We start from the raw sequence: 23,833 nt of genomic DNA, 5'->3' as shown, positions 1-23,833 counted from the left end.
CGGCTAAAGAACGGTTTCAACCAGGGCAGCGAGTTCGGCTGTGAGCGCGGGGCTGACCGCGATGGGTTCGGCGTTGATTGATTTCACCGGCGCCAGGAGGCGGATGCTGGAGACCAGCCACACGCCGTCGGCCTGGTGGAGGTGCGTGGGCTCCAGCGGACCGTAGCCCAGCTGCCAGCCGGCGTTTTCAGCCGCTTGAAAGAGGGCGCCCTGCGTGGTGCCGGGCAGGATCCCGCTCTCCAGCTCCGGCGTCAGCAGCGTCTTCGTGCCGTTCTGGACCGTGGCCAGGACAACTGTGGAGGTGGGACCTTCGAGGACTTTTCCGTCCGAGGACGTGAAGATCACATCATCGGCACCGTGTTCGCGGGCGTAGCGGATGGCGGCCATGTTGACGGCATAGGACAGCGTCTTGGAACCCAGCAGCAGCCACGGTGCGTGCTCGGCAACAGTGCTGTCATAGCCGCGGTCCAGCAGGAGCACGTCGAGCCCGGCTTCCCGCTGCCGGGCGGCGGAGGCAGGGACGGGGGAGGCCTGGACCCAGGCGGTTGGCTGGTCCGCGCCTTCGGGGCCGCGGGTCAGGATCAGCTTCACCACGGCCTGCGGTTCCCCGTGAACTCGGCCGAACTCGGCAAGGGCCGTGGAGATTGCGGGTTCCCACTGCCCCGGGGCGGGGAACGCCAGTTCCAGTGCCGCAGCAGAGGCGGCCATCCGGTCCAGGTGCATGGACACTTTCCGCGGCTTGCCGTCCACCGCCAGCATCGACTCGAAGACGCCGTCTCCGCGGGTCGCCCCGAGATCGGTTGCCAGGAGCTGGGGAACGGAAGCATCGGCAACACGGCCGGAGGGGAACGCAGGGTCCAGGAACACCAAAACAGTCATGTGCCAAGCCTAGTGCGCGCGGGAACACGTTCCACGGCACCCTTCCGACTAGGCTGAAGACATTCGGGTTGGCTGGAGGGAAGACAACGTGTGGTGGACAGTTAGTGCTCCAGCCTGGCTGGCCACTGCGCTCACCTTGCTGGACTTCGGCATCCGGATTGTTGCGCTCGGCGTTGTTCCGGGCAACCGGAGGCCCACGACGGCCATGGCCTGGCTGCTCTGCATCTTCTTCCTCCCGGTGCCAGGCATCATCCTGTTCTCCCTCTTCGGCAACCACAGGCTCTCCGAGCAGCGGGTGCAGCGGCAGACGGAAATCAGCAAGGCGGTGCGTGAGAACACCGGCGAACTCAACGCGGAGACCAGCTCCTATTCCGGGCCGGAGTGGGTGCTCTCCGCCGTCGAACTCAACCGCAGGCTGGGATCGTTCCCCAGCCTGGACGGCAACAACGTGGAACTCCAGCGCGACTATGAAGAGTCGATCCGCCAAATGACCGAGGCGGTCCGGGGTGCCTCCCGCTACGTCCACGTCGAGTTCTACATCATGAGCTACGACGCCGTTACCCACGAGTTCTTCGCCGCGCTCAAGGACGCAGCCGCGCGCGGGGTCAAAGTCCGCCTGTTGTTCGACCATATTGGAACGCTGCGGGTGAAGGGTTACCGCAAGCTGCTCAAAGAGCTCGAAGACAGCCAGATCCGGTGGCGCCGAATGCTGCCCATCCAGCCGCTGCGCGGCCATTGGCGGCGCCCTGACCTCCGCAACCACCGCAAGATCCTGGTGGTGGACGGCGTGATCGGCTTCACCGGCTCGCAGAACCTGGTGGAGCCGGGCTACCGCAAGCCGGGAAACCACAGGATCGGGCGCAAATGGGTGGAACTCATGAGTCGGCTCGAAGGCCCGGTGGTGGATGAAATCAACGTTGTGTTTGCCACTGACTGGAACATGGAAACGGATGAGAACCTCGAACAGGAACTGAGCCTGTACGAGTGGACCTCAAAGCCCGGCGACATCACCTGCCAGGTGGTCCCGTCCGGACCCGGATTCACCACGGAGAACAACCTCCGCCTTTTCACGTCGCTGCTGTATTCGGCGTCGGAGCGGATCTCGATTACCAGCCCGTACTTCGTGCCGGATGATTCCCTTCTCTATGCCATTACGACGGCGGCGCAGCGCGGTGTCCAGGTGGAGCTGTTCGTCTCCGAGCGCGGCGACCAGTTCCTGGTGGACCATGCCCAGCGCTCCTACTACGAAGGACTGCTGGAAGCCGGTATCCGGATCTGGCAGTACCCTGCTCCGCTGGTCCTGCACGCCAAGCACTTCACCGTGGACAGCGACGTCGCGGTCCTGGGGTCCTCCAACATGGACATGCGCTCCTTCTCGCTGAACCTGGAAGTTTCCATGATGATGTTTGGCGGGGACATCGTGGAAAAGATGCGGAGGATCGAAGACACGTACCGGTCCCTGTCCAAGGAACTGATCCTTGAGGAGTGGAAGAACCGTCCGGTCTGGCAGCGCTACGTCGACAACGTGGCCAGGCTGACGGCGACGCTGCAGTAACGCGCTAGTCCTCCGGGACTGCGGAGCCGAGGCTGCCCAGCACGCCGCGTGCCTTGGTGCGTACTTCCTGCCACTCTGCCTCCGGATCGGAACCGGAAGTGACGGCCCCGCCGACGCCGAGGCTAAGCACCGTAACGCCGCCGGGTTTGGGGGAAAGGACCAGTGTCCGGATTACGACGGAGAGGTCAGCCGCGCCCGTCAGAGAGAAATAGCCGGCGGCGCCCGAATACATCCCGCGCGCTGCTCCTTCGAGCCGGTCCAGGATGGTCATGGTGCTGGATTTGGGAGCGCCGGTCATGGAGCCGGCCGGGAAAGCCGCGGCAATGGCTTCGGCCCGGCTCGCTCCGGACGCCAGCCGGGCGTCGATGGTGCTGACCAGCTGGTGGACGGTGGCGTAGCTTTCCACCACGCACAGCCGCGGGACTGTCACCGACCCCGGTTCTGCCAGCCGGGAGAGGTCATTGCGCATGAGGTCCACGATCATGATGTTTTCCGCGCGGTCCTTGTCGCTCCGCAGCAGGTCCTGGCGCAGCTCGGCGTCGGCGGCGGGTGTCCCGCCGCGGGGCCGGGTGCCCTTGATTGGCTCGGCGCGCAGGTTCCCCGCTGCGCTGATGCGCAGGAACCGTTCGGGAGACGTACCGGCCAAGACAAGATTCCCCAGCCGGAGGAAGGACGCGAACGGTGCCGGACTCCGCCGCCGCAGCGCCGCGTACAGGTCCAGGAGTTCCTGCGGCTCCAGCTCTTCCGGAAGCTCTGCCCGCAGCTGCGTGGTGAGGCACGCTTCGTAGGTGTTCCCCTCCGCGATGTGTTCCTGGGCCAGACGTACCTTGGCCTGGTAATCCGCCCGGCTGTCGCGGAACGAGAAGGCCGGCCCGCTGCCGGCCGGACGCCAGCCCTGCGGGGAAGCCGGGCCGCCGGGTGCCCCGGCCACAGCGGGTGCCCCGGCCACAGCGGATGCCGCAGCCCGGACAGAGGACGCGGCCACCGCACGCCGGGCCGATTCCAGCCAGGCTTCGCCGGAGCGGGCTGCGCTGCTGGAATCGACCGCGCTGCTGGAAAGGGCTGCGCTGCTGGAAGGGGCTGCACTGCTGGAAGGGGCTGCGCTGCCCGCCTGTCCGTCAAACCACGGATCCTTCAGGGTGAGCAGGAAGACACGTTTGAGTACGTGGTCCAGGACCACGGCGCGGCCGGCAAAGACCAGGGCAGCGTCGGGGCCGTCGAAAGGGACATCGAAAGGGACATCGGCGCCCCCGGTTTCCCGCTTGAGTCCGTACCCGAGGCACCCCACCCAGCCCAGCGCGAACGGGCAGTCCAGTTCCTGCGGTACCGAAGCGGTTCCCCACTCACTGTGCAGCCACCGGAAGAACGGCTCCCGTACGGCAACCTGCACCGGGCCGTGGCTGACCCTCGTGGTACCGGCCGCATGCTCGGCATAGCGTCCCAGGAGGCCGCCGTCGTCGGCCATGATGCTGAAGCGGCTGCGTTCCGCGGGGCTGCCGCCCGCGCCCGCGGTTCCGGCGTCTGAACTGTCGAGCCAGACAGCGTTCCCGGAGGAGTCAAAGAGCTCCGAGTAGAGCTGCAGCGGGTCTGGATCAGCGTCCAGGATTTCAGCGTCCACCTGCAGCGCGGACTGCGGCAGGCCAAGTCCAGGTGCGGGCAGCGGCAGGGAGCCCAGGGCTCGCAGCACATAGGCGTGCAGGGGAGCGCGCCCGGTGGAATCCCCGGTCGCCACCTGAAGGTCGGCGCCGGCCTGGGCCGGATCGGCAGCCGCCCACCTGGCTTCCTGGGCAGCCCAGCGGTTCCAGTGCGGAGCGTAGGTGTCGCCGTCGCGGGCCAGGGCCCGTTCCCTTCGTTCGGCTTCGGGAGCGTCGACCCACACCACCGCGTCCAGCAGCTGCCGCGCGGCGCGGTGGGCGGCGCCGACCCCCTCGAAGATCACGATCTCTGCCGGCACCGTGGTGCGCCGGGGTCCGTAGCGTCCTGCCTGCCAGTCCCAGGCCTGCCAGTGCGCTTCCTCTCCTGCGGCCAGCGGCTCCAGGACGGTGCCGCGGTAGTAGTCCATGCCCGCGGCAAGCCCATCCCATCCGGGATAGACATCCTCCAAATGGAACAGGGCAACACTGCGGTGGGCGCGCAGCTGCGCGGCCAGTTCCAGTGCCAGGCTGGTTTTGCCCGCGCCGGAGAATCCGTCGATGCCGATCAGCAGCGGGCGCGCGGACGCTGGAGGCATCAGGGACCGTCCGCCAGCGCGCTGCGAACGAATTCCACGACGCCGGGAACGGCGGCCATAATCAGCGCGTAGGAGGAGTCAAAGTCGGACATATCGCCGTACCAGGGATCCTCGATGCCCTGCTGTTGGGGCGGCAGGCCGGCGGCTGCAGGATCGAAACTGCGCAGCATCCGGATTTTGCCGCGCTCCCGGGCAGGTGCCCCGGCCTCCAGATGGGTGAAGTGGCCATAGTCCAGGGCGAGGATGAGGTTGCGGTCCCGGTACCACTCGGGTTCAAAGGCCCTCGCCCGGAAGCTGTCCAGGGCAGGTTCGCCGAAGCCGTTCTTCTGCAGTTCGGCCGCAGCGCGGGGGTCCATGGGGTGCCCGGCCTCCCACCCGGTGACGCCGGCCGAATCTACGGCCACGCCCTCTTCAAGTCCGGCGTCGCGGACCGCGCGGGTGAGGCAGAACTGGGCCATGGGGGAGCGGCAGATGTTGCCGGTGCAGACCGTAATGATGCGGTACATCGCTTAAGCGTACCGACGGAGTGCTCAGGCCCGGGCCAGCAGCTCCCCGCTGGGCATCAGGAACCAGCCGTCCTGCGCCTCCCCCCAGCGCAGCCACCCGTCAGCGATCCGCTGCAGGTCTTCCCGTGACAGCCCAAGGTCCAGGGCCTGGTCGGCGAAAGCTGAATGCAGGACCCGCTGGGACCAGGCGCCCGCGTGCCAGCGGCGCCGTTCCTCGGTGGCGTACAGCCAGTTCGACGACGACGCTTCCACCTCGGTGAACCCCGCTTCCAAGGCCCAGCTCACGAGCCGCCGGCCTGCGTCGGGCTCTGCCCGGTTGCCGCGGGCAATGCGCTGGTAGGTTTCCATCCATTCGTCCAGTTCAGGGACCAGCGGGAACCAGCTCATGGCCCGGTAGTCGGCGTCGCGCACTGCAACGATGCCCCCGGGGCGCGTGACCCGGCGCATTTCATGCAGCGCCGCCACCGGGTCGGTTAGATGCTGCAGCACCTGGTGCGCGTGCACGACGTCGAAGGTGTCGTCAGCGAATTCAAGGTCGTAGACATTTCCCGGGGTGAACTCGGTGTTGTCCGCCCCGCGTTCGGCCGCGAGCTGCCGTGCCTGTGCCAGGACCTCTTCGGACCGGTCCAGGCCGGTGATCTGTCCGGGTGCCACCAGTGCGGCGAGGTCCACGGTGATGCTCCCCGGGCCGCAGCCGACGTCGAGCATCCGCATCCCTGCTGACAGATGCGGGAGGAGATACGCCGCCGAGTCTTCTGCGGTGCGCGTGGCGTGTGCGTTGACGACGCTGCGGTGATGGCCGTGGGAGTAAGTGTCCTGGGGCATAGCAGGACGATACGCCGCGCGGGCGGTGCGTGTCCTGCCTTCGGTCACGCGGTGTCATACTGCGGGAATGGGCACGAACTTGAGTCGAGGCGACTCAAGTTTGTTGACAAAAACACACGCCGCGGTAAAGTTGAGTGCAGAAGGCTCAATATGCGCTGCGGCGCGAGGGGTGGCAACTGCCGGTTCTTACGCAGGCAGCGGGCCATCGATTTCCAAGGAAAGAGGAAGCAAATATGTCACGTGCAGTAGGTATCGACCTCGGAACCACGAACTCCGTCGTCTCCGTCCTCGAAGGCGGTGAGCCCACCGTTATCGCCAACGCCGAGGGTGGCCGCACCACCCCGTCGGTTGTTGCTTTCGCCAAGTCCGGTGAGGTCCTGGTCGGCGAGATCGCCAAGCGCCAGGCCGTCAACAACATTGACCGCACCATTTCCTCCGTCAAGCGCCACATGGGCACCGACTGGAGCGTCGACATCGACGGCAAGAAGTACACCGCCCAGGAAATCTCTGCCCGTATCCTGCAGAAGCTGAAGGCCGACGCCGAGTCGTACCTGGGTGAAAAGGTCACCGACGCCGTCGTGACCGTCCCTGCGTACTTCAATGACGCCGAGCGCCAGGCCACGAAGGAAGCCGGTGAAATTGCCGGCCTGAACGTCCTGCGCATCGTGAACGAGCCGACCGCAGCCGCACTGGCCTACGGCCTGGACAAGGGCAAGGAAGATGAACTCATCCTGGTCTTCGACCTCGGCGGCGGCACGTTCGACGTCTCCCTGCTCGAAGTCGGCAAGGACGAAGACGACTTCTCCACCATCCAGGTCCGTGCCACCGCCGGTGACAACCGCCTCGGCGGCGACGACTGGGATCAGCGGATCGTTGACTACCTGCTGGCCCAGGCCAAGGCCAAGGGTGCAGACCTGTCCAAGGACAAGATTGCCCTGCAGCGCCTGAAGGAAGCCGCGGAGCAGGCCAAGAAGGAACTGTCCTCGGCTACCTCCACAAACATCTCCCTGCAGTACCTCTCGGTCACCCCCGAAGGTCCCGTCCACCTGGACGAGCACCTCTCCCGGGCCAAGTTCCAGGACCTCACCAAGGACCTGCTGGACCGGACCAAGAAGCCGTTCCACGACGTCATCTCCGAGGCAGGCATCAAGGTCTCGGACATCGACCACATCATCCTCGTCGGCGGCTCCACCCGCATGCCTGCCGTCTCTGAGCTGGTCAAGGAACTGGCCGGCGGCCAGGAGCCGAACAAGGGCGTCAACCCGGATGAGGTTGTTGCTGTCGGCGCCGCACTGCAGGCCGGTGTGCTGAAGGGCGAGCGCAAGGACGTGCTGCTGATCGACGTCACCCCGCTTTCCCTCGGCATTGAGACCAAGGGCGGCGTGATGACCAAGCTGATCGAGCGCAACACGGCTATCCCGACCAAGCGCAGCGAAACCTTCACGACTGCTGATGACAACCAGCCGTCCGTGGCGATCCAGGTCTTCCAGGGCGAGCGTGAGTTCACCCGGGACAACAAGCCGCTGGGCACCTTCGAGCTGACCGGCATTGCGCCGGCTCCGCGCGGCGTGCCGCAGGTCGAGGTCACCTTCGACATCGATGCCAACGGCATCGTGCATGTCTCCGCAAAGGACAAGGGCACGGGCGCCGAGCAGTCCATGACCATCACCGGCGGTTCCTCCCTCTCCAAGGAAGACATCGACCGCATGGTCCGGGAAGCTGAAGAGCACGCTGCGGAAGACAAGAAGCGCCGCGAGGCAGCCGACGTCCGCAACTCCGCCGAGCAGCTGGCCTACTCCGTGGAGAAGCTCCTCACTGACAACGACGACAAGCTGCCCGAGGACGTCAAGTCCGAGGTCAAGGGCGACGTCGACGCGTTGAAGAAGGCGCTGGAAGGCACCGACAACGACGACGAGGTGAAGAGCGCGTTTGAGAAGCTGCAGGCTTCCCAGACCAAGCTCGGCGAAGCCATCTACTCGCAGGCACAGGCTGCCGGCGACTCCGGTGCTGCCGGCGGGTCCGCCGCGGGTGAAGGTACCGGCTCGGACTCCAACGATGAGGACATCGTGGATGCCGAAGTCGTTGATGACGAAGAAAAGAAGTAATCATGGCTGCTGACAACGACAACGGAAACCAGACCCCCGGCGGCGAGCCGGAGGAGAACCAGGAACCGCAGTCGCAGCAGGCTTCTTCCTCCGAGGCCGGCGCCGGGCCGGCTGCGGAGGGAAGCAACGCCCAGGGCGATGCACTGTCCCAGGCAGAGGAAATCCTGAACAGCGCCGGAGCCGAGGCACCTGCTGACGCCGGATCTCCCGAAGCCGCGGAACTGCGCAACGACCTGCTCCGCCTTCAGGCGGAGTACGTGAACTACCGCAGGCGTGTGGAGCGGGACCGTGATGTTGCCCGGGAAATGGCTGTGATCGGAATGCTCAATTCCATCCTGCCGGTCCTGGATGACATCGATGCGGCCCGCCAGCACGGGGACCTCGCCGAAGGTCCGTTCGCGTCCATCGCCGTCAAGCTGGAAAACACGCTCAAGGGTTACGGCCTGGGCCGGATCGATGAAACCGGAGTGGAGTTCGATCCGAACATCCACGAGGCGCTGATCCAGCAGCAGAGCGCGGACGTGCAGCTCGACACGGTGACGCAGATCCTGCGGACCGGCTACAAGTCGAACGACCGCGTGCTGCGCGCAGCACAGGTCATCGTCTCCGTACCGGAGCAGTAGTCCGTATGCCCGGGACCGCCGTTTGGCGGTCCCGGGCATCTCCGGTGGATATCCGGTTTCCAGCGCACCACAGGCACCACACATAGAAGGGGACACCAATTGGCTAGTCAGGATTGGGTCGACAAGGATTTCTACAAGATTCTGGGTGTTCCCAAGGACGCTTCCGACGCCGACATCAAGAAGTCGTACCGGAAGCTGGCCAGAAAGTACCACCCGGACCAGAACCAGAATGATCCGGCGGCGGAGAAGATGTTCAAGGACGTTTCCGAGGCTTATTCCGTCCTGTCCGATGCCGAAGAACGGCAGCAGTATGACGCCATCCGCGCCATGGGCAGCGGCGCCAGGTTCTCGGCAGGCGGCGGCGCGGGCCCCGCAGGCGGAGCCGGTGCCGGATTCGAAGACATTTTTGGCGGACTGTTCGGGCAGTCTGCCGGGCGCAGCCGCACGCGCAATACGTACAGCACCGGCAGCAACATTCCTCCCGAGTTTGCCGACCTGTTTGGCGGCGGCGGCTTCGGCGGGGGAGGCGGGTTTGGCTCGGCTCCGCCCCAGAAGGGCGCCGACCGGACCGCCAGCACCACTATTTCCTTTGCCGGATCCATCAATGGAACGGTCATCGGCCTCCGTGAACCCAGCGGGGAAGTCGTGGAGGTCCGGGTTCCCGCCGGAGTCAAGGACGGCCAGCGGATCCGGGTGCGCGGCAAGGGCCAGCCCGGCGCAGCGGGCAACGGGGACCTGATGGTCACCGTGCATGTCACGCCGCACGATTTCTTTGTGCGGGACGGCAACAACATCCGCATCCATGTGCCGGTTTCCTTCCCCGAAGCTGCCCTGGGCGCCACGATCGAGGTCCCGACCCTCACCGCGGACAAGGTCAAGCTGAAGGTCCCGGCAGGAACCCCCTCCGGGCGGACCCTCCGGGTCAAGGGCCGCGGCGTCCACACGTCCAAGGGCGACGGCGACCTGCTGGTGACAGTCGACGTCGCCGTTCCGTCGCATCTGAACAAGGACGCCAAGGCTGCGGTCGAGGCTTTCGCCGAAGCGACAAAGGGTGAAGACCCGAGGGCCGGGCTCGCCGCGAAGGCACGCCTCTAGGGGCAGCGGCTGCCCAAACGGCGGGACGGCTACTATGACAACAACCAGGCAGAGAAGGAGAGGGCAATGGGCATCGACGTCAACGCACCCATCTTCGTGATCTCTGTTGCCGCTGAGCTGGCGGACATGCATCCGCAAACGCTGCGCCAGTATGACCGGCTGGGGATTGTGAGTCCCAGCAGGGCCCCGGGCCGGTCCCGCCGCTACTCCCAGCGGGACATCGAGATGCTCCGTGAGGTCCAGCGGCTTTCGCAGGAGGGTGTTTCCCTCGAAGGCATCAAACGCATCATGCACCTGCAGCAGCAGGTCTCAGGGCTGCGGGAACGGGTGGACCAGCTCTCCGCCGAGCTTGACCAGATCCAGCAGCGCAGCAGCGACATGGGCCGGATCTTCGCTGCCGGTTTGGCGGGGGACGTCGTAACGCTCAGCCGCGGGCAGCGGCCGCCGGCAGCCAAGCCGGCCGGCAAACAGCTCGGACTCGCGGCGCTGGTGGCGCGCAGCCGGCGGGTGATGGCACTCCCGGCAGGCAAGGCCCACGCCGTGGAAACCGAACTGGGCTACACCGCCGACCGCAGCGACTTCTTCCACTCCAGCCAGGGCTAGCGGAAACGCCGTCCCTGGTCCCTGCGGTTTGCCCACACCGCGCCGGCGCACAGCAGCACGGTCCAGGCAAGGAAGCAGATGACCGAGGTTGCGGGCAGGGCTTCTCCGGACAGCGCCGAGACGGAAATGTCCCGCGCGGCCCGGGACGGCAGGAACTGCGAGAAGGTGTTCAGGCCGGGGGAGAAGATCTCCGGCGGAAGCATCATGCCGCCTGCGAAGGCCAGCGGAAAGAAGACCACCTGCGTCACCGCGATGGCCACTTTGGACGTGCACAGGTAGCCAACCAGCAATCCAAGGAAGAGGAACGGCAGCCCGCACAGCAGCCACACCAGCACCGACGCCGGAATGCGCCACCAGGACAGGGTTCCGTCTGTGTAAAGCTGCAGTCCGGCCGTGGTGGTGGCACCGACTGCCAGCACCGGGATCAGCGCGAAGAACGCGAACATCATGGCAGTGACTGCCCGTGCCACGGTGGCAGGAAATGCGCCGACGGGCAGCGTCCGGACGTAGCTGCTCCATGGATTGGCCCGTTCTTCGGCCACACCTATCCCGTAGTTGAACAGGAACGCGCTCATCACCCCGAAGACTGCCAGCTGGGCGATCGCCATGAGCGAGGCCTGCGGATTGGACGTCACCGCGGTCTGCGGCAGCACGAAGAACACCAGGGCCAGAGTGGGAAAGACCGTGGAGGACAGAACGGCTACCGGGATGCGCAGCTGTTCAAGCACCTGGGCCCTGGTGTGGATGCGGACCAGCTCGAACAGCGGTTTGTTGGCTGGTGGGATGGTGGGCGGGCGAACCGCCTGGGTGCCGGTCATCGGCTTGCCTTCCGTTCGGCGGTGGAATGGGTCAGCGAAATAAAGGCCTCTTCCAGGCTTGCGGCGTGGACCTCAAGCCCACGGAAATCCACGTTGTCCTGCACCAGCCTGCGGACCGTGTCATCGGCGTCGTTCGTCAGTACCGTGGTGGCCCCTGATGCTGACAGGCTCGCCGACACCGTGTGTGGCTGGGAAACGAAGTACGACGACGGCAGGGAAGTATGGAACGAGACGCGGCTGACGCTGACCCGGCTGCGGATGGCGTCCACATCGCCGTCGGCCACCACGGAGCCGTCGTTGATGACCACCACACGGCTTGCCAGTGTCTGGATCTCGTCGAGGTAATGGCTGGTGATCAGCAGCGTTCCGCCGCCGGCCCGGTAATCCGCCAGCCGTTCCCACAGATTCTCCCGTGCCTCGACATCCAGTCCGGTGGTGGGTTCATCGAGGATCACGAGGCGCGGGCGGCCCACCAGGGCCAGTGCCACCAGGAGGCGGCGCTGCTGGCCGCCGGAAAGCCCGCCGCACTGCTTGCCGGCGACGGCGCCCAGTCCGAATCCCTCCAGCAGTTCCGCGGTAGGCACCGGATCGGCGTAGTGCGAGCCGACGAAATCCACCGTTTCACGCACCCGCAGCGTTGCGGGCACTGAGGTGGCCTGGGGTGTTGTGCCCAGGCCCTGGCGTGCCGGCGGGTTCCGGGGATCCTGGCCGAAGAGTTCCACCCGGCCGGAATCGGGTTGCCGCAGGCCGCTGAGCAGGTTCAGCAGCGTTGATTTGCCGGCACCGTTGGGCCCCAGCAGGCCAACCGTCTCGCCGGCCGTGACGGAAAAGTCGACGCCGTCCAACGCGGTCGTTGAGCCGTAGCTCTTGCTGACCCCGTAGGCGCCGGCCAGGACGTTTCGTGCACCTGTGGGAAGAACGGTCATTGGAGTGTCTCCTCAGGACGGGACCGGTTGGGCTTGGCTAGGAGAGCCCGGAGAGCAGGTCGTTCAGGTTCTTGCGGTAACGCGCGTAGGCAGCCCGGCCCTCGGGAGTGATGCCGACGTACGTAGCGGGAGTGCGGCCCTCGATGGTCTTGGTGACCTCCGCATAGCCGGCGGTTTCGAGCTTTCGCAGGTGGGTGGAGAGGTTACCTGCCGTCATGTCCAGCATCTTCTGCAGCTTGGTGAAGGCAATCTGGTTGTTCTCTCCGACTTCGTTGAGCATCGTCATGGCGCGCAGCCGGGATTCGGCGTGGATGACGGGGTCCAGTTCAGGCATGGGACGGTCCGCTCCGGCGCCGGCGGGTGCGCAGATGCTCGACGACGGCGCCGGCCAGCATCCCGGTGGCGCCCAGGAAAAGGAAGACCGCCAGGAAATACTCCGGCCCGGAGATCAGTGCGGCCGTGGTCACAACAAGGAGCCAGATCCCCAGGTAGGACTGTGCGCGGTCATTGAAGGCAGCACCGCCGGCGATGTACAAAAGCCCCACAACCAGGACAGCGATCGAGTTGATCAGCAGTCCACGGAGCCAGAAGTCATCAACGGCCCTGCCGATTAGGGCGCTGAGGGCACCCACGACAGTGAACCCCAGGGCCCAGGCTGCTCCGTACATCCGTCCCTGGAAGGCGGATTGTCCCCGGATGCCCCGGCTGCTGCGGGTGAAGATGACAACGGTGGTCACGGTGGCCGCAGCAAGGGCAACGGCCAGGACGGTCAGCGCGGAGGTCGGTTCCCAGGGCAGCCACCCCTGCTGGGTGCCCCAAAGCGAACCATAGCCAATCGTCCAGGTGAGCCCCCACAGAAGGTAGACCAGAGCGGTGTTTCCGGCGAGGTTTCGGCGGGCGGACTGTTCGGCGTCCTGCACTGCGGCCAGCGCCGCCTGCAGATCCAGCGGCTTCTCCGCCTGTGTGGATGAGGTGTTCCCAGGAAGTGGATTCATAGAAAGTAGTTTGCATCACAAACTGCTTTGTGGGAAGGGTTTGGGCAAGTCTTTTTTCGGACGAGCCCGAGGCGGGGCGCCGCGCCGCCGAATCAGTGGTCGGCGGCGCTCTCCGGGCGGAGGCGGATCAGGCGCTGCGAACCGTCTTCCCGGAGTTCGGCAAGATCAGCGTGCGAGGAAAGGAAGTCGGTGAAGGACCGGAAACCCAGCGGCTTCTCATTGAAGGAAGGGTCCATTCGGCGCATCTGGTTCTTGATCGTTCCCGTGTTCAGCCATTCGTCGGCGTCGCCCTTCGCATGGCTGATCTGCAGGGCGCGCACCAGCAGTTCCGTGGCCAGGATCTGCGGATCAATATCCTCGGCCGGGTCGGCTTCCTCGAACTGCATGTCTTCGGTGTGGGAGAACATGGGGATCGTGGTGAGCTTGCGGGGCTTGTCCGAGGACTCGAGGGGAGCCTGCGCCGGTGCCGGTGATTTCCGGTCCGGGGCTGGCCGCTCCGCCGCCGCCGCAGCGGCGGCCGTCCGGTCGATGCCGGGCAATGAATCGTAGTCCTCGAACTCGTCGCACGCCGCTGCGAGGGACGTGCTGGTGGAGCCGGCAACACCGATGCCCACCACGAAACGGCCCAGGCGCTTGGACTTCTGCGCCAACGCAATGTAATCCGAATCCCCGGCGACAATAATGACGTGGGTGAGGTCAGGGAGGCGGAACAGGTCTTCGACGACGTCGACCGCCAGCCGGATATCCGCACCGTTCTTGGTTCCCCGCGTGGTGGTGGTGAACAGCTGGGTGAGGTCCACGGCCCGGGACATCAGCTGGCGCTGGTAGCTGGCGTTGACCGGAACGGACCAGTCCGCATAGGCGCGGTTGACTACCAGGGTGCCAAAGGAAGCGGCGAAGTCGATGATGGCGTTGAAGTCGACAGTCGCAGCTGTGAGCTTGGCGCTGATCTCCGGGTCCGCGTCCCGGCTTGACCGGTCGAAGTCGCGGATGCCGTCGCGCTGGAAGGCGTTCCGGCCGTGCAGCTGCTGATAACGGGAGATGACAATGTTGTCGAAATCGATGTAGAGGCCAACACGTGCGTCGTTTGGTTCAGTCATGGGAATCAGGCCTTGCGGTAGGTCAGGTCGAAGATGAGGCGGTTGGCCTGGTGGGCCTTGTTCTCGAAGCTGGTCAGGGTACGGCCCTCGAACCTCGGGGCCCAGCCGCCGCGGGTGTCGACGTCGTCGGAGGCCTCCTTGCCTTCCAGGCCCTGGGCGTGAACCTGGGTCAGCGGGCCGTCCGGCCCGCCGCGTTCACCGGGATGCAGGTTTTCGAAGCACGGGGAGGCATCCAGGACGTCGCGCATCTGTACGGCGTAGTCGGACCAGTCCGTGGCCAGGCGCCACAGGCCGCCCGGGACCAGAGCCCGGGCCGCCAGCTCAGCGAAGGAATCCTTCACCATCCGGCGCTTGTGGTGGCGGGTCTTGTGCCAGGGGTCAGGGAAGAACACCCAGAGTTCATCGACCGAGCCGGCCGGCAGCATGGTGGAGAGGACCTCGGGGGCATTCGCCTGGACAACCCGGACGTTGGTCAGGTTCTTCTGCCCGATGCGCTGCAGTGTCTGCGCGAGGCCGGGTAGATAGACCTCCACCGCCAGATAGTTCTTCTCCGGGTTCTGCTCCGCGGCGTGGGTAATGGCTTCGCCCAGGCCGGAACCAATCTCGACGACGAGGGGCGCCTTGCGGCCAAAGGCGGCTTCGGCGTCGAACACATACTCCGGATCCACGGAGGTGTCGGAAGAGACACGGGGGACATCGATCACGAAGACGTCGGAGAGTTCGTCCCAGGCCTGCTGGCGCCGTCCCTGAAGCCGGGAACCCCGGCGGACGAAGGACACCGGCGCACGGAAATGCTGTGTTTCCGGGCCTTCCGCGCCGTCGGCGTCGTCGGAAACGGGAAGGGCTGGTTCAGTAGTCATCACCGTTAATGCTAACCGGGTGCAGGGATGCGGCCGTGCCGCCCGAGGGCCGCCGATTAGGTTACTGGCGTTCATCCGGTAAACTGGGGCAAGTTGTTGCGACTGCCGCGCCTAAAAGCCGCGTGTGTAAGCAGCGCAACCTGCGTCGATGAACGCTTTCTTTTGTCCCGCCGGCTGAATCCGTTGGCCGAGGCGGTGGACACTGTCTGACTTTTCTTCGGCGAACCCTCTGCGCCACACGGCTTAGGGGGCCACTTACCGAAAGTTGCCGTCTTTTCATGACCACTTTTGCTGCACTTGGCGTACCCAAGGCACTTGTTTCCATCCTCTCCGCCCAGGGAATCGCAGAGCCGTTCCCCATCCAGGTGGAAACCCTTCCCGATACCCTCAAGGGCCGGGATGTCCTGGGCCGCGGCCGGACCGGTTCCGGCAAGACCCTTGCGTTCTCGCTCCCGCTGGTAACCCGCCTGGCCGAGGCCGAGGCTGCCTACCGCCGCCGCCCGAACCGCCCCCTGGGCCTGGTCCTGGCGCCGACGCGTGAACTTGCGACCCAGATCAACAACGTCATCGAGCCCCTCGCCGCCGAGCTGGGCCTGAACACCACCGTCATCTACGGCGGCGTGTCCCAGCAGCGCCAGGAAAAGGCACTGGGCGCCGGCGTCGACATTGTTATTGCCTGCCCCGGCCGGCTCGAGGACCTGATGAAGCAGAAGGTCATCAGCCTGGACGCGGTGGAAATCACCGTGCTGGACGAGGCTGACCACATGGCCGACCTCGGGTTCCTTCCGGTCGTCCAGCGCCTGCTGGACCGCACCCCGGAAAAGGGCCAGCGCATGCTCTTCTCCGCCACGCTGGACAACGGAGTGGACAAGCTGGTCCGCCGCTACCTCTCCAACCCGCTGACCCACTCCGTGGACGAGCCGCAGGCTGCAGTCAGCACCATGGAGCACCACGTGCTGCTGGTCCAGGACCAGACCGCCAAGAAGCTTCTGGTCAAGGAACTGGCCTCCGGCCATGGCCGCCGCATCATGTTCATGCGCACCAAGCACCATGCCCGCAAGATGGCCAAGTTCCTCACGGACAGCGGAATCCCCACCGTTGACCTGCACGGCAACCTCTCGCAGAACGCCCGTGACCGCAACCTGGCCGAGTTCGCCTCCGGCGACGTCCGCGTGCTGGTCGCCACCGACGTGGCCGCCCGCGGCGTCCACGTGAACGACGTCGAGCTGGTCGTCCACATCGATCCGCCCACGGAGCACAAGGCCTACCTGCACCGCTCGGGCCGTACTGCCCGTGCCGGTTCCGACGGCACCGTCGTCACCGTGACCCTTCCCGAGCAGAAGGGCGAGGTGTCCAAGCTGATGAAGGCTGCCGGCGTCGACGTCTCGATCGAGAAGGTCTCCCACAATTCCCCGTCGATCGCGAAGCTGATCGGCGAACGCGCCGCCGTCATCGAGCCGCACGTCCGTGCAGCCCAGCTGGCAGCGAAGTCCCCGCAGCAGGGTGCAGGACGCTCCACCGGAGCCAACGCCCAGCGCAAGCGCGCAGCCCGCACCGGTACCGGTACCGGTACCCGTGCCGGCGGACGCGGCGGTGCAGGCGGACGCGGACGCGTCTCTGCCGAGCGCACTGCCTCCTCCGAGGCTCCCCGCGCCCAGCGCAGCCCTGAAGGCCGCCGCGGCTCGGCCGCCGCAGCCACCACTCAGGGCCGCAACCGCCGCCCCGCCACCGGCCAGCGTGCCGGCGACGTCGCCGCAGCGGGCACCCACCGCTCAGCCGGCACCCGTTCGGCAGCTCCGGCAGGCGCAGGCCGTCCGGCCCGTGCCGCCGGTCCCCGCCGCGCAACCGCACCGGCGTCGAACGAACGCCGCGGCCGCTAGCCACAGCGCATAACAAAGGCCCTGCACCCGTTTTCGGGTGCAGGGCCTTTTGCAGTTATTTGAGGCTCAGGCCGTGTTCACTTAGGGCCGCTTCAATGATGTCCAGGGCCTTTGGCCCCACACCGTGCAGCTGGGCGAGGTCCTGCCGCGGCACGCCGGCAAGCTGGCGAAGCGTGGTGAAACCCGCGGCGCCAAGCCCCCGGGACGCCGGCGCCCCGATCCGGGGCAGCTCGTTCAATGACGTCGGTGATGTCGATGAGGTCGGTGATGTGCTCATGCCTTGATGCTAGACACGTCCGTACCCCGGCGCAGCCCCTTTGGGCGTCTGATTCCGGCTTAGTCCAGCGGGTAAAAGCTGACGACGGCGGCAAATCCGCGGCCAAGCACCTGGGGCTGGTCGGCGCCGCCGGCAACGGTGTCCAGCAAATCGAGCTCTTCGGTGCGGCTTCCGCCGTCGAGCACGGCCTTGGCAGACCCCTGGAGCAGCACCAGAAACTGGTCCGGGCCGAGGGACGGCGGATTCTTCTTGGACAGTTCCACCACCATGACGGCGGCTCCGTAGCTGTTCCGGTCCACGAACGTGTTCAGTACCGTCACCTCACCGGTGGGCAGGGACGCCTGAACCGGTACGTCGCCGGGGTAGCGCAGCGGGCGCAGCCTTTCCATGGCGTGCTCGGTGCCGTCCACGTCGAGGAGCAGCAGTTCGCCTTCCACCGGGACGGTGATCCGGTCCGTGCCCTCGAAGGACGTGAACGGGCCGGACTTCTCGATGGTTGCGGCGGACAGGCGCCAGCCGGGGGAGCCTGAGGGGCCGGCCGGTCCGGTGGCCAGGTCCTTGGCGCGGCCGGAATTGCTGCCCCAGGACCGGGACGGAAGAGCGGCGAAACTCAGTACTGGAGCGGGCATGCTATTCCGTGAACGCCTGGCGGCGGCGGGCCGCGAGGACGTGGCGGCGTGCGGCGTTATTGATCAGGAAGCGGCGGCCGGAAATCTCTTCCGGCTCGATGCGGATGAAATGGTTCTTCTCGCCCTCCTGCCAGGGGAAAAGCTCCAGCTCAGCCGAGTCCAGGACGTCCTCGATGGATTCGAGCCGCGATGCGGTTCCCTTCAGCACCACGCTCCAGGCGAAACTCAGACGGTCGTCGTAGCCGTCGATCTCGAAGGCAACGGGGGAGTCGTCCAGGGCCGCGGAGAGCTTGGTGCCTTCAGCGGTGCGGAAGACGACCGAACCGTGGTCCACGGCGAAGTTGATGGGGAAGATTTCGGGACGTCCGCCGGAGATCACAGCGAGGCGTCCCACGGAGGACTGGCGGATGTAGTCCCAGCATTCGCTGGCTCCGAGTTCGACAGGGACCGTGGCATCATCGTTGGTTCGCGGCATGCCCCCAGTCTAGGCATACCCGCGGCGGCCCGGGAAAGAGGCCCGGTCGTGACTCAGCGGGACATCTGGAGAACAATAGGGTCATGAAGGCAATCCTGAACGTCATCTGGCTCCTGTTCGGCGGCATCTGGCTGGCCCTTGGCTATGTGGCCGCCGGCATCATCTGCTGCCTGCTGATTGTGACCATCCCGTTCGGGATCGCGTCCTTCCGCATCGCTTCCTATGCACTCTGGCCTTTCGGACGTACCGTGATCGACAGCGGGCGGGGAACCGGGGTGCTGGCCACCCTCGGAAACGTCATTTGGCTGGTTTTCGCGGGTATCTGGATTGCCATCGGGCATGTCCTGACCGCAATTCCGATGTTCGTGAGCATCATCGGCATTCCGCTGGGCATTGCGAACCTCAAGATGATCCCTATTTCGCTGGTTCCCCTCGGCAAGCGGATTGTTCCCACCTCCGGCCCCGGACTGGTGCCGTACAACTCCCGGACGCCGTACGCTGCCTATCCGGGAGGCCCCGGGCCAGCTCCCTTCGGCCGTTAAGGGCTAGCCGGCCACCGCGGCAAGGAAGATCTCAAGCAGCAGGCTCGCTGCCGAGTCCGGGTCCGCAGCGCCGTTGTCGATAAACACTGCAACGGCGAGGTCGTCGTCCACCGCGAGGGCCCAGGAATGGCTTGCTTTCCCAGACTCCGAAGCAGCTGTCCCTGCCATCATCTGGGCGCCGCCTCCGGGTGTAAGCAGTGCGCGGCGGAGCTTCGCAGCTTCGCCGCCTGTAACGGATTCAGTCTCCGGGCTCTCCCCGGGTTCCGGGCCAGGCGTAATCAGCAGGGGTGTGACGCGTTCTCCCCTGGCCATGGAGGCGCCCGCGACGGCGACGGCCAGGGGTGAGAGCCTCACGCCGCCCTGCCCGGCCAGGACGGCAGCCTGCTCGGCTTGGGCACCCGTCTGCGGTACGGATCCCGCCGCGGCGGCGGTTCCCAACCGCCATTCGGTTCCGATGCCGAGGGCACGCGCGGCGGCGGCCACGCTGTCCGGCGAATCGTCGCCGCCACGCTGCTCGGCCAGACCCGTGACGAGCTCGAACATGGAACCCGGAGGATATTCGCCAAGGAGTGCGGTTTGTGCGCCTTTGCTCCCGGGCCCGTTGGCGGCAGCAAGGATGCCGCCGGTGGAGGGCCGCACGGCAACGAGGGCAGCAGCCGAGGATTCGCCGTCAAGCGCGGATTCCGCCAGGGACTGAAGGCCGGGATCCAGAGTGGTCTGCAATGGCGCCCCAGGTTCAGCCGGCAATTCGAAGAGGGGTTCCGAAAGCTTCTGATCGGCGTTGGCGATCCTCACCTTCACGGCGGCGGCTCCGCGCAGCTGGGCATCGTATTCCTGCTGCAGGCCGCTGAGCCCGGCCTCGTCACCCGGAGCGAGTTCTCCGTTGGTTGCAGCTATCAGCTCCTCCGGTGCGGTGCCGACGGTGCCGAGCAGCGGTTGGGCAAACGACGGGTAGGAGGCAAGCGACTGGCGTCCCGAATGGGTGGCAGCACCTGGAATGGTGGCAATGTCCGCTTCGAACGTGGCTGCGACGCGGTCCTTGCGCAGCGTGGCGGCCTCCACGAAGTCCCGCCGTCCCGCAGCCAGGACCTCGGCGGTGTAGGCGCCAGGGTCCAGCTCCAGGTAACGGGCAAGATAGTCGGCCCAGGTCCCGTATTCCCTTTCGGTCAGGACGGATTTATCGATCCCGACATGCCAGACGGGTGTATCCCGCACCAGCACAGCATTACGTGCGCCGAGGATGTCTGCCCGCGGGGCGGTCGTTGTCTCCCGGACCAGTCGTTCACCGGGCTCCAGGTCCGGGTGGACGGTGGTTGAACGGAAGCGGGTTTCCCACTTATTCTGCGCACCAAGCTGAAGGGTGACATTTGTGGAGTAGCTGTAGTCGGTATCGGATGCGTTGATGTCCCAGACCCAGTCCAGCGTGGCTTCCGCTTCGTTGCCGGAGATCTCCTCGACGCCTGCAACGGTGACGGTCGGTTTGAGCGGGGCCATGCCCGAGACCAGATGCGCCAGCATGCCGTTCACGGCGTCAACGGTGGAACTGGCGAACAGGCCACCCGAGACGTCCAGGCGGGACAGCCCGTCAGCAAGCACGCCGGCGGAATCCTCGGGCGCGGGGCGTTCGGTGGAGGCACACGCCGCAAGGGAGCAGCCGAGTACCGAAAAGGACAACAATGAAGCAAGCAGCCGGTGTTTCCCCATCCGCAAAGGCTATCCGCGCCCGGTCTGAATCTGGACAGAGGGGATGCGAATTGCCCCGCCGGAGCCCGGAATCGTTACCGCGCGGGAAGCGGCCCGGGAACCGCGGGGTTTATCCGGCCAGTCCGTCCAGGAACGCCTTCATCACCGGTCCGCCGGAGGTGGAACCGAGTTCGCCCTCTTCAATGAAAAGTGCGACGGCGAGGTCCCCCTGAATCGCCACAACCCAGGCGTGGGTGCGCGGCGGGGTGTCGCTGCCAAACTCGGCGGTGCCGGTTTTCGCCAGGACGGGTTCTCCGGGAACGCTCTGGAGCAGCTGCACTCCGCCGTCGGTCACCACCGAACGCATCAGGGAGCGGAGCGTTTCTGCTTCCCCGGCGGTCAGGGGAGCGGCTTCCGGGGCGGCGGAACCGGATGCAGGAGCGGAGGACCCGGAAGCCGCATTTGCGGGCTGGACCAGGGCAGGAGAAACACGTTCCCCCTTGGCAACCGACGCTCCGGCAACCGCGAGGGCCAGCGGACTGACCAGGACCTCACCCTGCCCAATCATCGATGCGGCGTGGAGGGTTCCCTCCGCTGCCTCGGGGACGGAACCAAAGTAGGCAGGCGTGCCGATCGAGGCAGTCACTCCAAGTCCCAGCGACTGGGCAGCCGAGGCGAGGTCCGGCTGGGCTACCGTTCCGCGTGCGTTGAGGAAGGCCGTGTTGCAGGACTGGGCGAATGCCTGGCGCAGCGGAATCTCTCCGAGGAACTGGGCAGGATACGTGCTCGCGTTGTTGAAGAGCCGTCCGTCCACGTTCAGTTCTTCCGGGCAGGAGACTGCTGTCTCGGGCGCCGCGCCGGAGCGCAGCATGGCCAGCGACGTCGCCATCTTGAACGTGGAACCGGGGGCGTACTGTCCCAGCAGCGCGGTCTGGGCTCCTTCACTTCCCGGGCCGTTGGCCACAGCGAGGATGTTCCCGCTGGAGGGCTGGATGGCCACCAGTGCGGAGGCGGAGGGTTCGTCTTCCAGGACTGATTCGGCGAGGTTCTGCATCCGCGCGTCCAGCGTCGTCTGCAGCGGCTGGCCGCTGGCACGCTCGGACTGGAACAGCGGCGCCGAGGGGACATCTTCGGCGTTCACTGTCCGGATGACGACGCCGTCGGTGCCGCGCAGCTGCTCGTCGTACTGCTGCTGCAGCCCCGACAATCCGGTGACATCACCTGCGCTGAGGGCGCCGTCGGAAGCGTCAATCAGCTCTGCCGTGGCTTGGCCCACTGAACCCAGCAGGGCGCGGGCGAACGTGCGTGTGGGTGCCAGCGGCAGGGTGCCGGCGATCGCCGCGGCGCCGGGAATCTCCGCGACCTGTGCCTTGAACTCTTCCGGCGGGCTGACAGTATCCTGCCGCAGGGTAACGGCCTCCACGAATGCTTCTGCTCCGGCGGCCTCTACCTGCGCCGTGTAGGCAGCAGGGTCCAGCTCCAGGAATTCCGCGAGGCGGGCGGCCGAGGCTGCGAGTTCTTCTTCCCCGACCCAGGTCTTGTCGATCCCGACACTCCAGACGGGGCGCTCCGTCACGATGACCTGCCCGCCCGATCCGATAATGTCTGCCCGCGGGGCGGGGGTCACCTCGCGCACCAGACGGTCACCTGGCGCCAGATCGGGGTGGACGGCTGCGGGCGTGAACTTTACCTCCCAGACGTCCTCCTCGTTCCGCTGGAGGGCGACCGTTGTGTCATAGCTGTAGTCCGTCTCCGAGGCGTTGACGTCCCACACGTATTTCAGGGTGGCCATGGCCTCGTCCTCGGCCGTCTCCTCCACCGAACCGACTGCGACCTGCGGCGTCAACGGGGCAAGTCCGGCGGTCGATTCCGCCAGCTGGGTGTTCACTTCATCGGGGGTGGCCCCAAGGAAGGAGCTCCCGGAGACATCGAGCTGTGAGAGTCCTTCAGCGAGGGTTCCGGCCGCGTCTTCGGGAGCCGGCCGGTCCTCTCCGGAGCACGCGGTGAGCGAGAATCCCAGAACCGAGAAGGTCAGAACGGCGGCAGTCAAACGGTGTTTCCCCATCCGGACAGGCTACCGGGAGAAGCGCAAAACCGGACACGGCCGCTGCCGGGGGCAGCGGCCGTGTCCGTGACGCCCTTGACCCGCAGCTGCGGATCCAAAGGCGGCATCGCGTCGTCGTGTGCTCTCGGCGGAGATCATGGTCCATAGCGTGATGGCGGTGATGCCGACGGCGGAACCGATGAAAACTGTCTTGTTCATCCCGGCTCGGCGCAAAGGACCTTGTGGGACGCGGATTTATGGGATTTGGGTCCCAGTTTCCTGCCCGGGTCGGCGCTGTACGGGCCAGCCGCAATCCTGCTGGCCAACCCTGTGCCAGTACGCCGTTCTTTGCTAACCTCCAAAGGGAGTGGGGCTGTGCCGGGCCTCACACGCACCGGTTCCGCCAGGCGCCCCGGCCGGACCGCTGAACCGATCCGGACGGAGCCTGTGGAACTGCCAACGACGGCAAGCTGAAGGAGCGGGTAAATGTCCGAATTGGAAGCGTTGCTCTCCGAAACGGAGCGGACTTTCGGTCTTCGCCAGATCGCTGCGGGCCATGCGCAGATGGTGGTCATTGGACGGAGCGTTCCACAGCCCATAGGCGAGGTGTGGAACGCCATTTCCGACCCTGCCCGGCTCGGCGCCTACTTTGAAGAGCCGCATGGAGACTTCCGGCGCGGCGGAGAGTTCGAGGTTCCCGGGATTGCATCGGGCACCATTCTCCGGTGCGATCCGCCGCGGCTGCTGACGGTGTCCTGGATGCCGCCGCACGGCAAGGCCGGAGAGCTGGAGATCCACCTCTCCGATGAAGACGGATCCACGCGGCTGGAACTGCGTTATGCCTCAGTGCGCAAACGCTTTTCGCTGATAGACCCGGAGGGCAGTGAATGGGCGGCAGGGGCCGGATGGGAGTTCTTCGTCGATAACCTGGCGGCCAATCTGGAAGGCCGTGAGCCGCATCGGTGGGCTCCCGACTGGCGTGCGCTCGAAGGGGCCGAAAGGGAGCTCTTCGAGGCCCGGAATGCTGAATGGGAGCGTGCGTGGGAGCAGTTTGAGCGCGAGCACGCACCCCTCCCGGGGCCTGAATAATCCCACGTCAGACCGCGGTTCTTAGCTGTGGATAACTTTACTTTCAAAGTTGAGTGTACTAGACTCAAGTTCGTTGAGTTCAGCGGATAGAACG

22 protein-coding genes and 1 pseudogene are annotated in these 23,833 nt (G+C 66.0%); 8 read left to right on the top strand and 15 right to left on the bottom strand.

The annotated features are described in order from the left end of the window. Positions 1 to 3 precede the first annotated feature (3 nt). Positions 4 to 879 carry an aminodeoxychorismate lyase gene (locus NF551_RS14175; protein ID WP_227894027.1) on the bottom strand — a complete coding sequence of 292 codons (876 nt, stop codon included), beginning with the start codon at positions 877 to 879 and terminating at the stop codon, positions 4 to 6. Between the two features lie 88 nt (positions 880 to 967). Here NF551_RS14175 and cls point away from each other — a divergent pair, with 88 nt between their 5' ends. Then, positions 968 to 2,434 carry a cardiolipin synthase gene (cls, locus tag NF551_RS14170; protein WP_227894028.1) on the top strand — a complete coding sequence of 489 codons (1,467 nt, stop codon included), beginning with the start codon at positions 968 to 970 and terminating at the stop codon, positions 2,432 to 2,434. 4 nt (positions 2,435 to 2,438) lie between these two features. Here cls and NF551_RS14165 read toward each other — a convergent pair whose 3' ends face one another. From NF551_RS14165 to NF551_RS14155, 3 genes are read right to left on the bottom strand one after another with little or no spacing between them, the layout of a single operon-like run. Then, on the bottom strand, positions 2,439 to 4,664 hold the full coding sequence (locus NF551_RS14165; RefSeq protein ID WP_227894029.1) for a chorismate-binding protein: 2,226 nt from the start codon (positions 4,662 to 4,664) through the stop codon (positions 2,439 to 2,441). Then, positions 4,664 to 5,170: a low molecular weight protein-tyrosine-phosphatase gene (locus NF551_RS14160; protein WP_227894030.1), complete on the bottom strand. Its 507-nt coding sequence runs from the start codon at positions 5,168 to 5,170 to the stop codon at positions 4,664 to 4,666. Before NF551_RS14160 ends, NF551_RS14165 begins: the two co-directional genes overlap by 1 nt. A gap of 24 nt (positions 5,171 to 5,194) precedes the next feature. Further along, a complete protein-coding gene (locus NF551_RS14155) occupies positions 5,195 to 6,043 on the bottom strand; it encodes a class I SAM-dependent methyltransferase (RefSeq protein ID WP_331460385.1) in 849 nt (282 codons plus the stop codon). Positions 6,044 to 6,228: 185 nt separating this feature from the next. Here NF551_RS14155 and dnaK point away from each other — a divergent pair, with 185 nt between their 5' ends. The 4 genes and pseudogenes from dnaK to NF551_RS14135 all read left to right on the top strand — a co-directional run. Continuing rightward, positions 6,229 to 8,100: a molecular chaperone DnaK gene (gene dnaK, locus NF551_RS14150; RefSeq protein ID WP_227894032.1), complete on the top strand. Its 1,872-nt coding sequence runs from the start codon at positions 6,229 to 6,231 to the stop codon at positions 8,098 to 8,100. Positions 8,101 to 8,102: 2 nt separating this feature from the next. Continuing rightward, entirely contained in the window at positions 8,103 to 8,723 is a 621-nt protein-coding gene (locus NF551_RS14145; protein ID WP_227894033.1) for a nucleotide exchange factor GrpE, read from the top strand. Positions 8,724 to 8,822: 99 nt separating this feature from the next. Beyond that, positions 8,823 to 9,818, top strand: a complete 996-nt coding sequence (locus tag NF551_RS14140; RefSeq protein WP_227894034.1) for a DnaJ C-terminal domain-containing protein — start codon at positions 8,823 to 8,825, stop codon at positions 9,816 to 9,818. A 66-nt stretch (positions 9,819 to 9,884) separates the two neighbouring features. Continuing rightward, a pseudogene (locus tag NF551_RS14135) lies at positions 9,885 to 10,262 on the top strand (heat shock protein transcriptional repressor HspR); the annotation flags it as partial. Positions 10,263 to 10,417: 155 nt separating this feature from the next. Here NF551_RS14135 and NF551_RS14130 read toward each other — a convergent pair. The 6 genes from NF551_RS14130 to trmB form a co-directional block, all read right to left on the bottom strand. Next, entirely contained in the window at positions 10,418 to 11,239 is an 822-nt protein-coding gene (locus tag NF551_RS14130) for an ABC transporter permease (protein ID WP_227894035.1), read from the bottom strand. After that, positions 11,236 to 12,165 carry an ABC transporter ATP-binding protein gene (locus tag NF551_RS14125; RefSeq protein ID WP_227894036.1) on the bottom strand — a complete coding sequence of 310 codons (930 nt, stop codon included), beginning with the start codon at positions 12,163 to 12,165 and terminating at the stop codon, positions 11,236 to 11,238. The genes NF551_RS14130 and NF551_RS14125 overlap by 4 nt, the downstream gene beginning before the upstream one ends. 37 nt (positions 12,166 to 12,202) lie before the next feature. Continuing rightward, complete coding sequence (locus tag NF551_RS14120) at positions 12,203 to 12,499, bottom strand: transcriptional regulator (protein WP_227894037.1); 297 nt, start codon at positions 12,497 to 12,499, stop codon at positions 12,203 to 12,205. Further along, a complete protein-coding gene (locus tag NF551_RS14115; protein WP_227894038.1) occupies positions 12,492 to 13,160 on the bottom strand; it encodes a hypothetical protein in 669 nt (222 codons plus the stop codon). The genes NF551_RS14120 and NF551_RS14115 overlap by 8 nt, the downstream gene beginning before the upstream one ends. 92 nt (positions 13,161 to 13,252) lie before the next feature. Next, entirely contained in the window at positions 13,253 to 14,260 is a 1,008-nt protein-coding gene (locus NF551_RS14110) for an NYN domain-containing protein (RefSeq protein ID WP_227894039.1), read from the bottom strand. A 5-nt stretch (positions 14,261 to 14,265) separates the two neighbouring features. Beyond that, positions 14,266 to 15,120 carry a tRNA (guanosine(46)-N7)-methyltransferase TrmB gene (trmB, locus tag NF551_RS14105; protein ID WP_227894040.1) on the bottom strand — a complete coding sequence of 285 codons (855 nt, stop codon included), beginning with the start codon at positions 15,118 to 15,120 and terminating at the stop codon, positions 14,266 to 14,268. Positions 15,121 to 15,398: 278 nt separating this feature from the next. Here trmB and NF551_RS14100 point away from each other — a divergent pair, with 278 nt between their 5' ends. Continuing rightward, positions 15,399 to 17,000, top strand: a complete 1,602-nt coding sequence (locus NF551_RS14100; RefSeq protein WP_227894041.1) for a DEAD/DEAH box helicase — start codon at positions 15,399 to 15,401, stop codon at positions 16,998 to 17,000. Positions 17,001 to 17,055: 55 nt separating this feature from the next. Here the strand turns inward: NF551_RS14100 and NF551_RS14095 are convergent, their stop codons facing one another. Genes NF551_RS14095 through NF551_RS14085 form a run of 3 tightly spaced genes read right to left on the bottom strand, consistent with a single transcriptional unit; the run spans position 17,056 to position 18,381 of the window. Next, positions 17,056 to 17,277: a helix-hairpin-helix domain-containing protein gene (locus NF551_RS14095; RefSeq protein WP_227894042.1), complete on the bottom strand. Its 222-nt coding sequence runs from the start codon at positions 17,275 to 17,277 to the stop codon at positions 17,056 to 17,058. A gap of 59 nt (positions 17,278 to 17,336) precedes the next feature. Next, complete coding sequence (locus NF551_RS14090) at positions 17,337 to 17,906, bottom strand: HutD/Ves family protein (RefSeq protein ID WP_227894043.1); 570 nt, start codon at positions 17,904 to 17,906, stop codon at positions 17,337 to 17,339. Position 17,907: 1 nt separating this feature from the next. After that, a complete protein-coding gene (locus NF551_RS14085) occupies positions 17,908 to 18,381 on the bottom strand; it encodes a pyridoxamine 5'-phosphate oxidase family protein (RefSeq protein ID WP_227894044.1) in 474 nt (157 codons plus the stop codon). A gap of 83 nt (positions 18,382 to 18,464) precedes the next feature. On the opposite strand from NF551_RS14085, the gene NF551_RS14080 reads away from it, so the two are divergent. Next, complete coding sequence (locus NF551_RS14080) at positions 18,465 to 18,923, top strand: YccF domain-containing protein (protein WP_227894045.1); 459 nt, start codon at positions 18,465 to 18,467, stop codon at positions 18,921 to 18,923. Between the two features lie 3 nt (positions 18,924 to 18,926). Here the strand turns inward: NF551_RS14080 and NF551_RS14075 are convergent, their stop codons facing one another. Together NF551_RS14075 and NF551_RS14070 are read right to left on the bottom strand one after the other, a co-directional pair. Further along, on the bottom strand, positions 18,927 to 20,627 hold the full coding sequence (locus tag NF551_RS14075) for a penicillin-binding protein (protein WP_227894046.1): 1,701 nt from the start codon (positions 20,625 to 20,627) through the stop codon (positions 18,927 to 18,929). Between the two features lie 109 nt (positions 20,628 to 20,736). Then, entirely contained in the window at positions 20,737 to 22,656 is a 1,920-nt protein-coding gene (locus NF551_RS14070) for a penicillin-binding transpeptidase domain-containing protein (protein ID WP_349293282.1), read from the bottom strand. Between the two features lie 480 nt (positions 22,657 to 23,136). Here NF551_RS14070 and NF551_RS14065 point away from each other — a divergent pair, with 480 nt between their 5' ends. Further along, on the top strand, positions 23,137 to 23,739 hold the full coding sequence (locus NF551_RS14065; protein WP_227894048.1) for an SRPBCC domain-containing protein: 603 nt from the start codon (positions 23,137 to 23,139) through the stop codon (positions 23,737 to 23,739). Positions 23,740 to 23,833: the final 94 nt, after the last annotated feature.

This window comes from Arthrobacter caoxuetaonis (assembly GCF_023921125.1).
In the GTDB taxonomy this organism is placed as follows: Bacteria; Actinomycetota; Actinomycetes; order Actinomycetales; family Micrococcaceae; genus Arthrobacter_B; species Arthrobacter_B caoxuetaonis.
The sequence above is the reverse complement of the archived record's forward strand: the minus strand, read 5'-3'. Positions and strand labels throughout refer to the sequence as shown.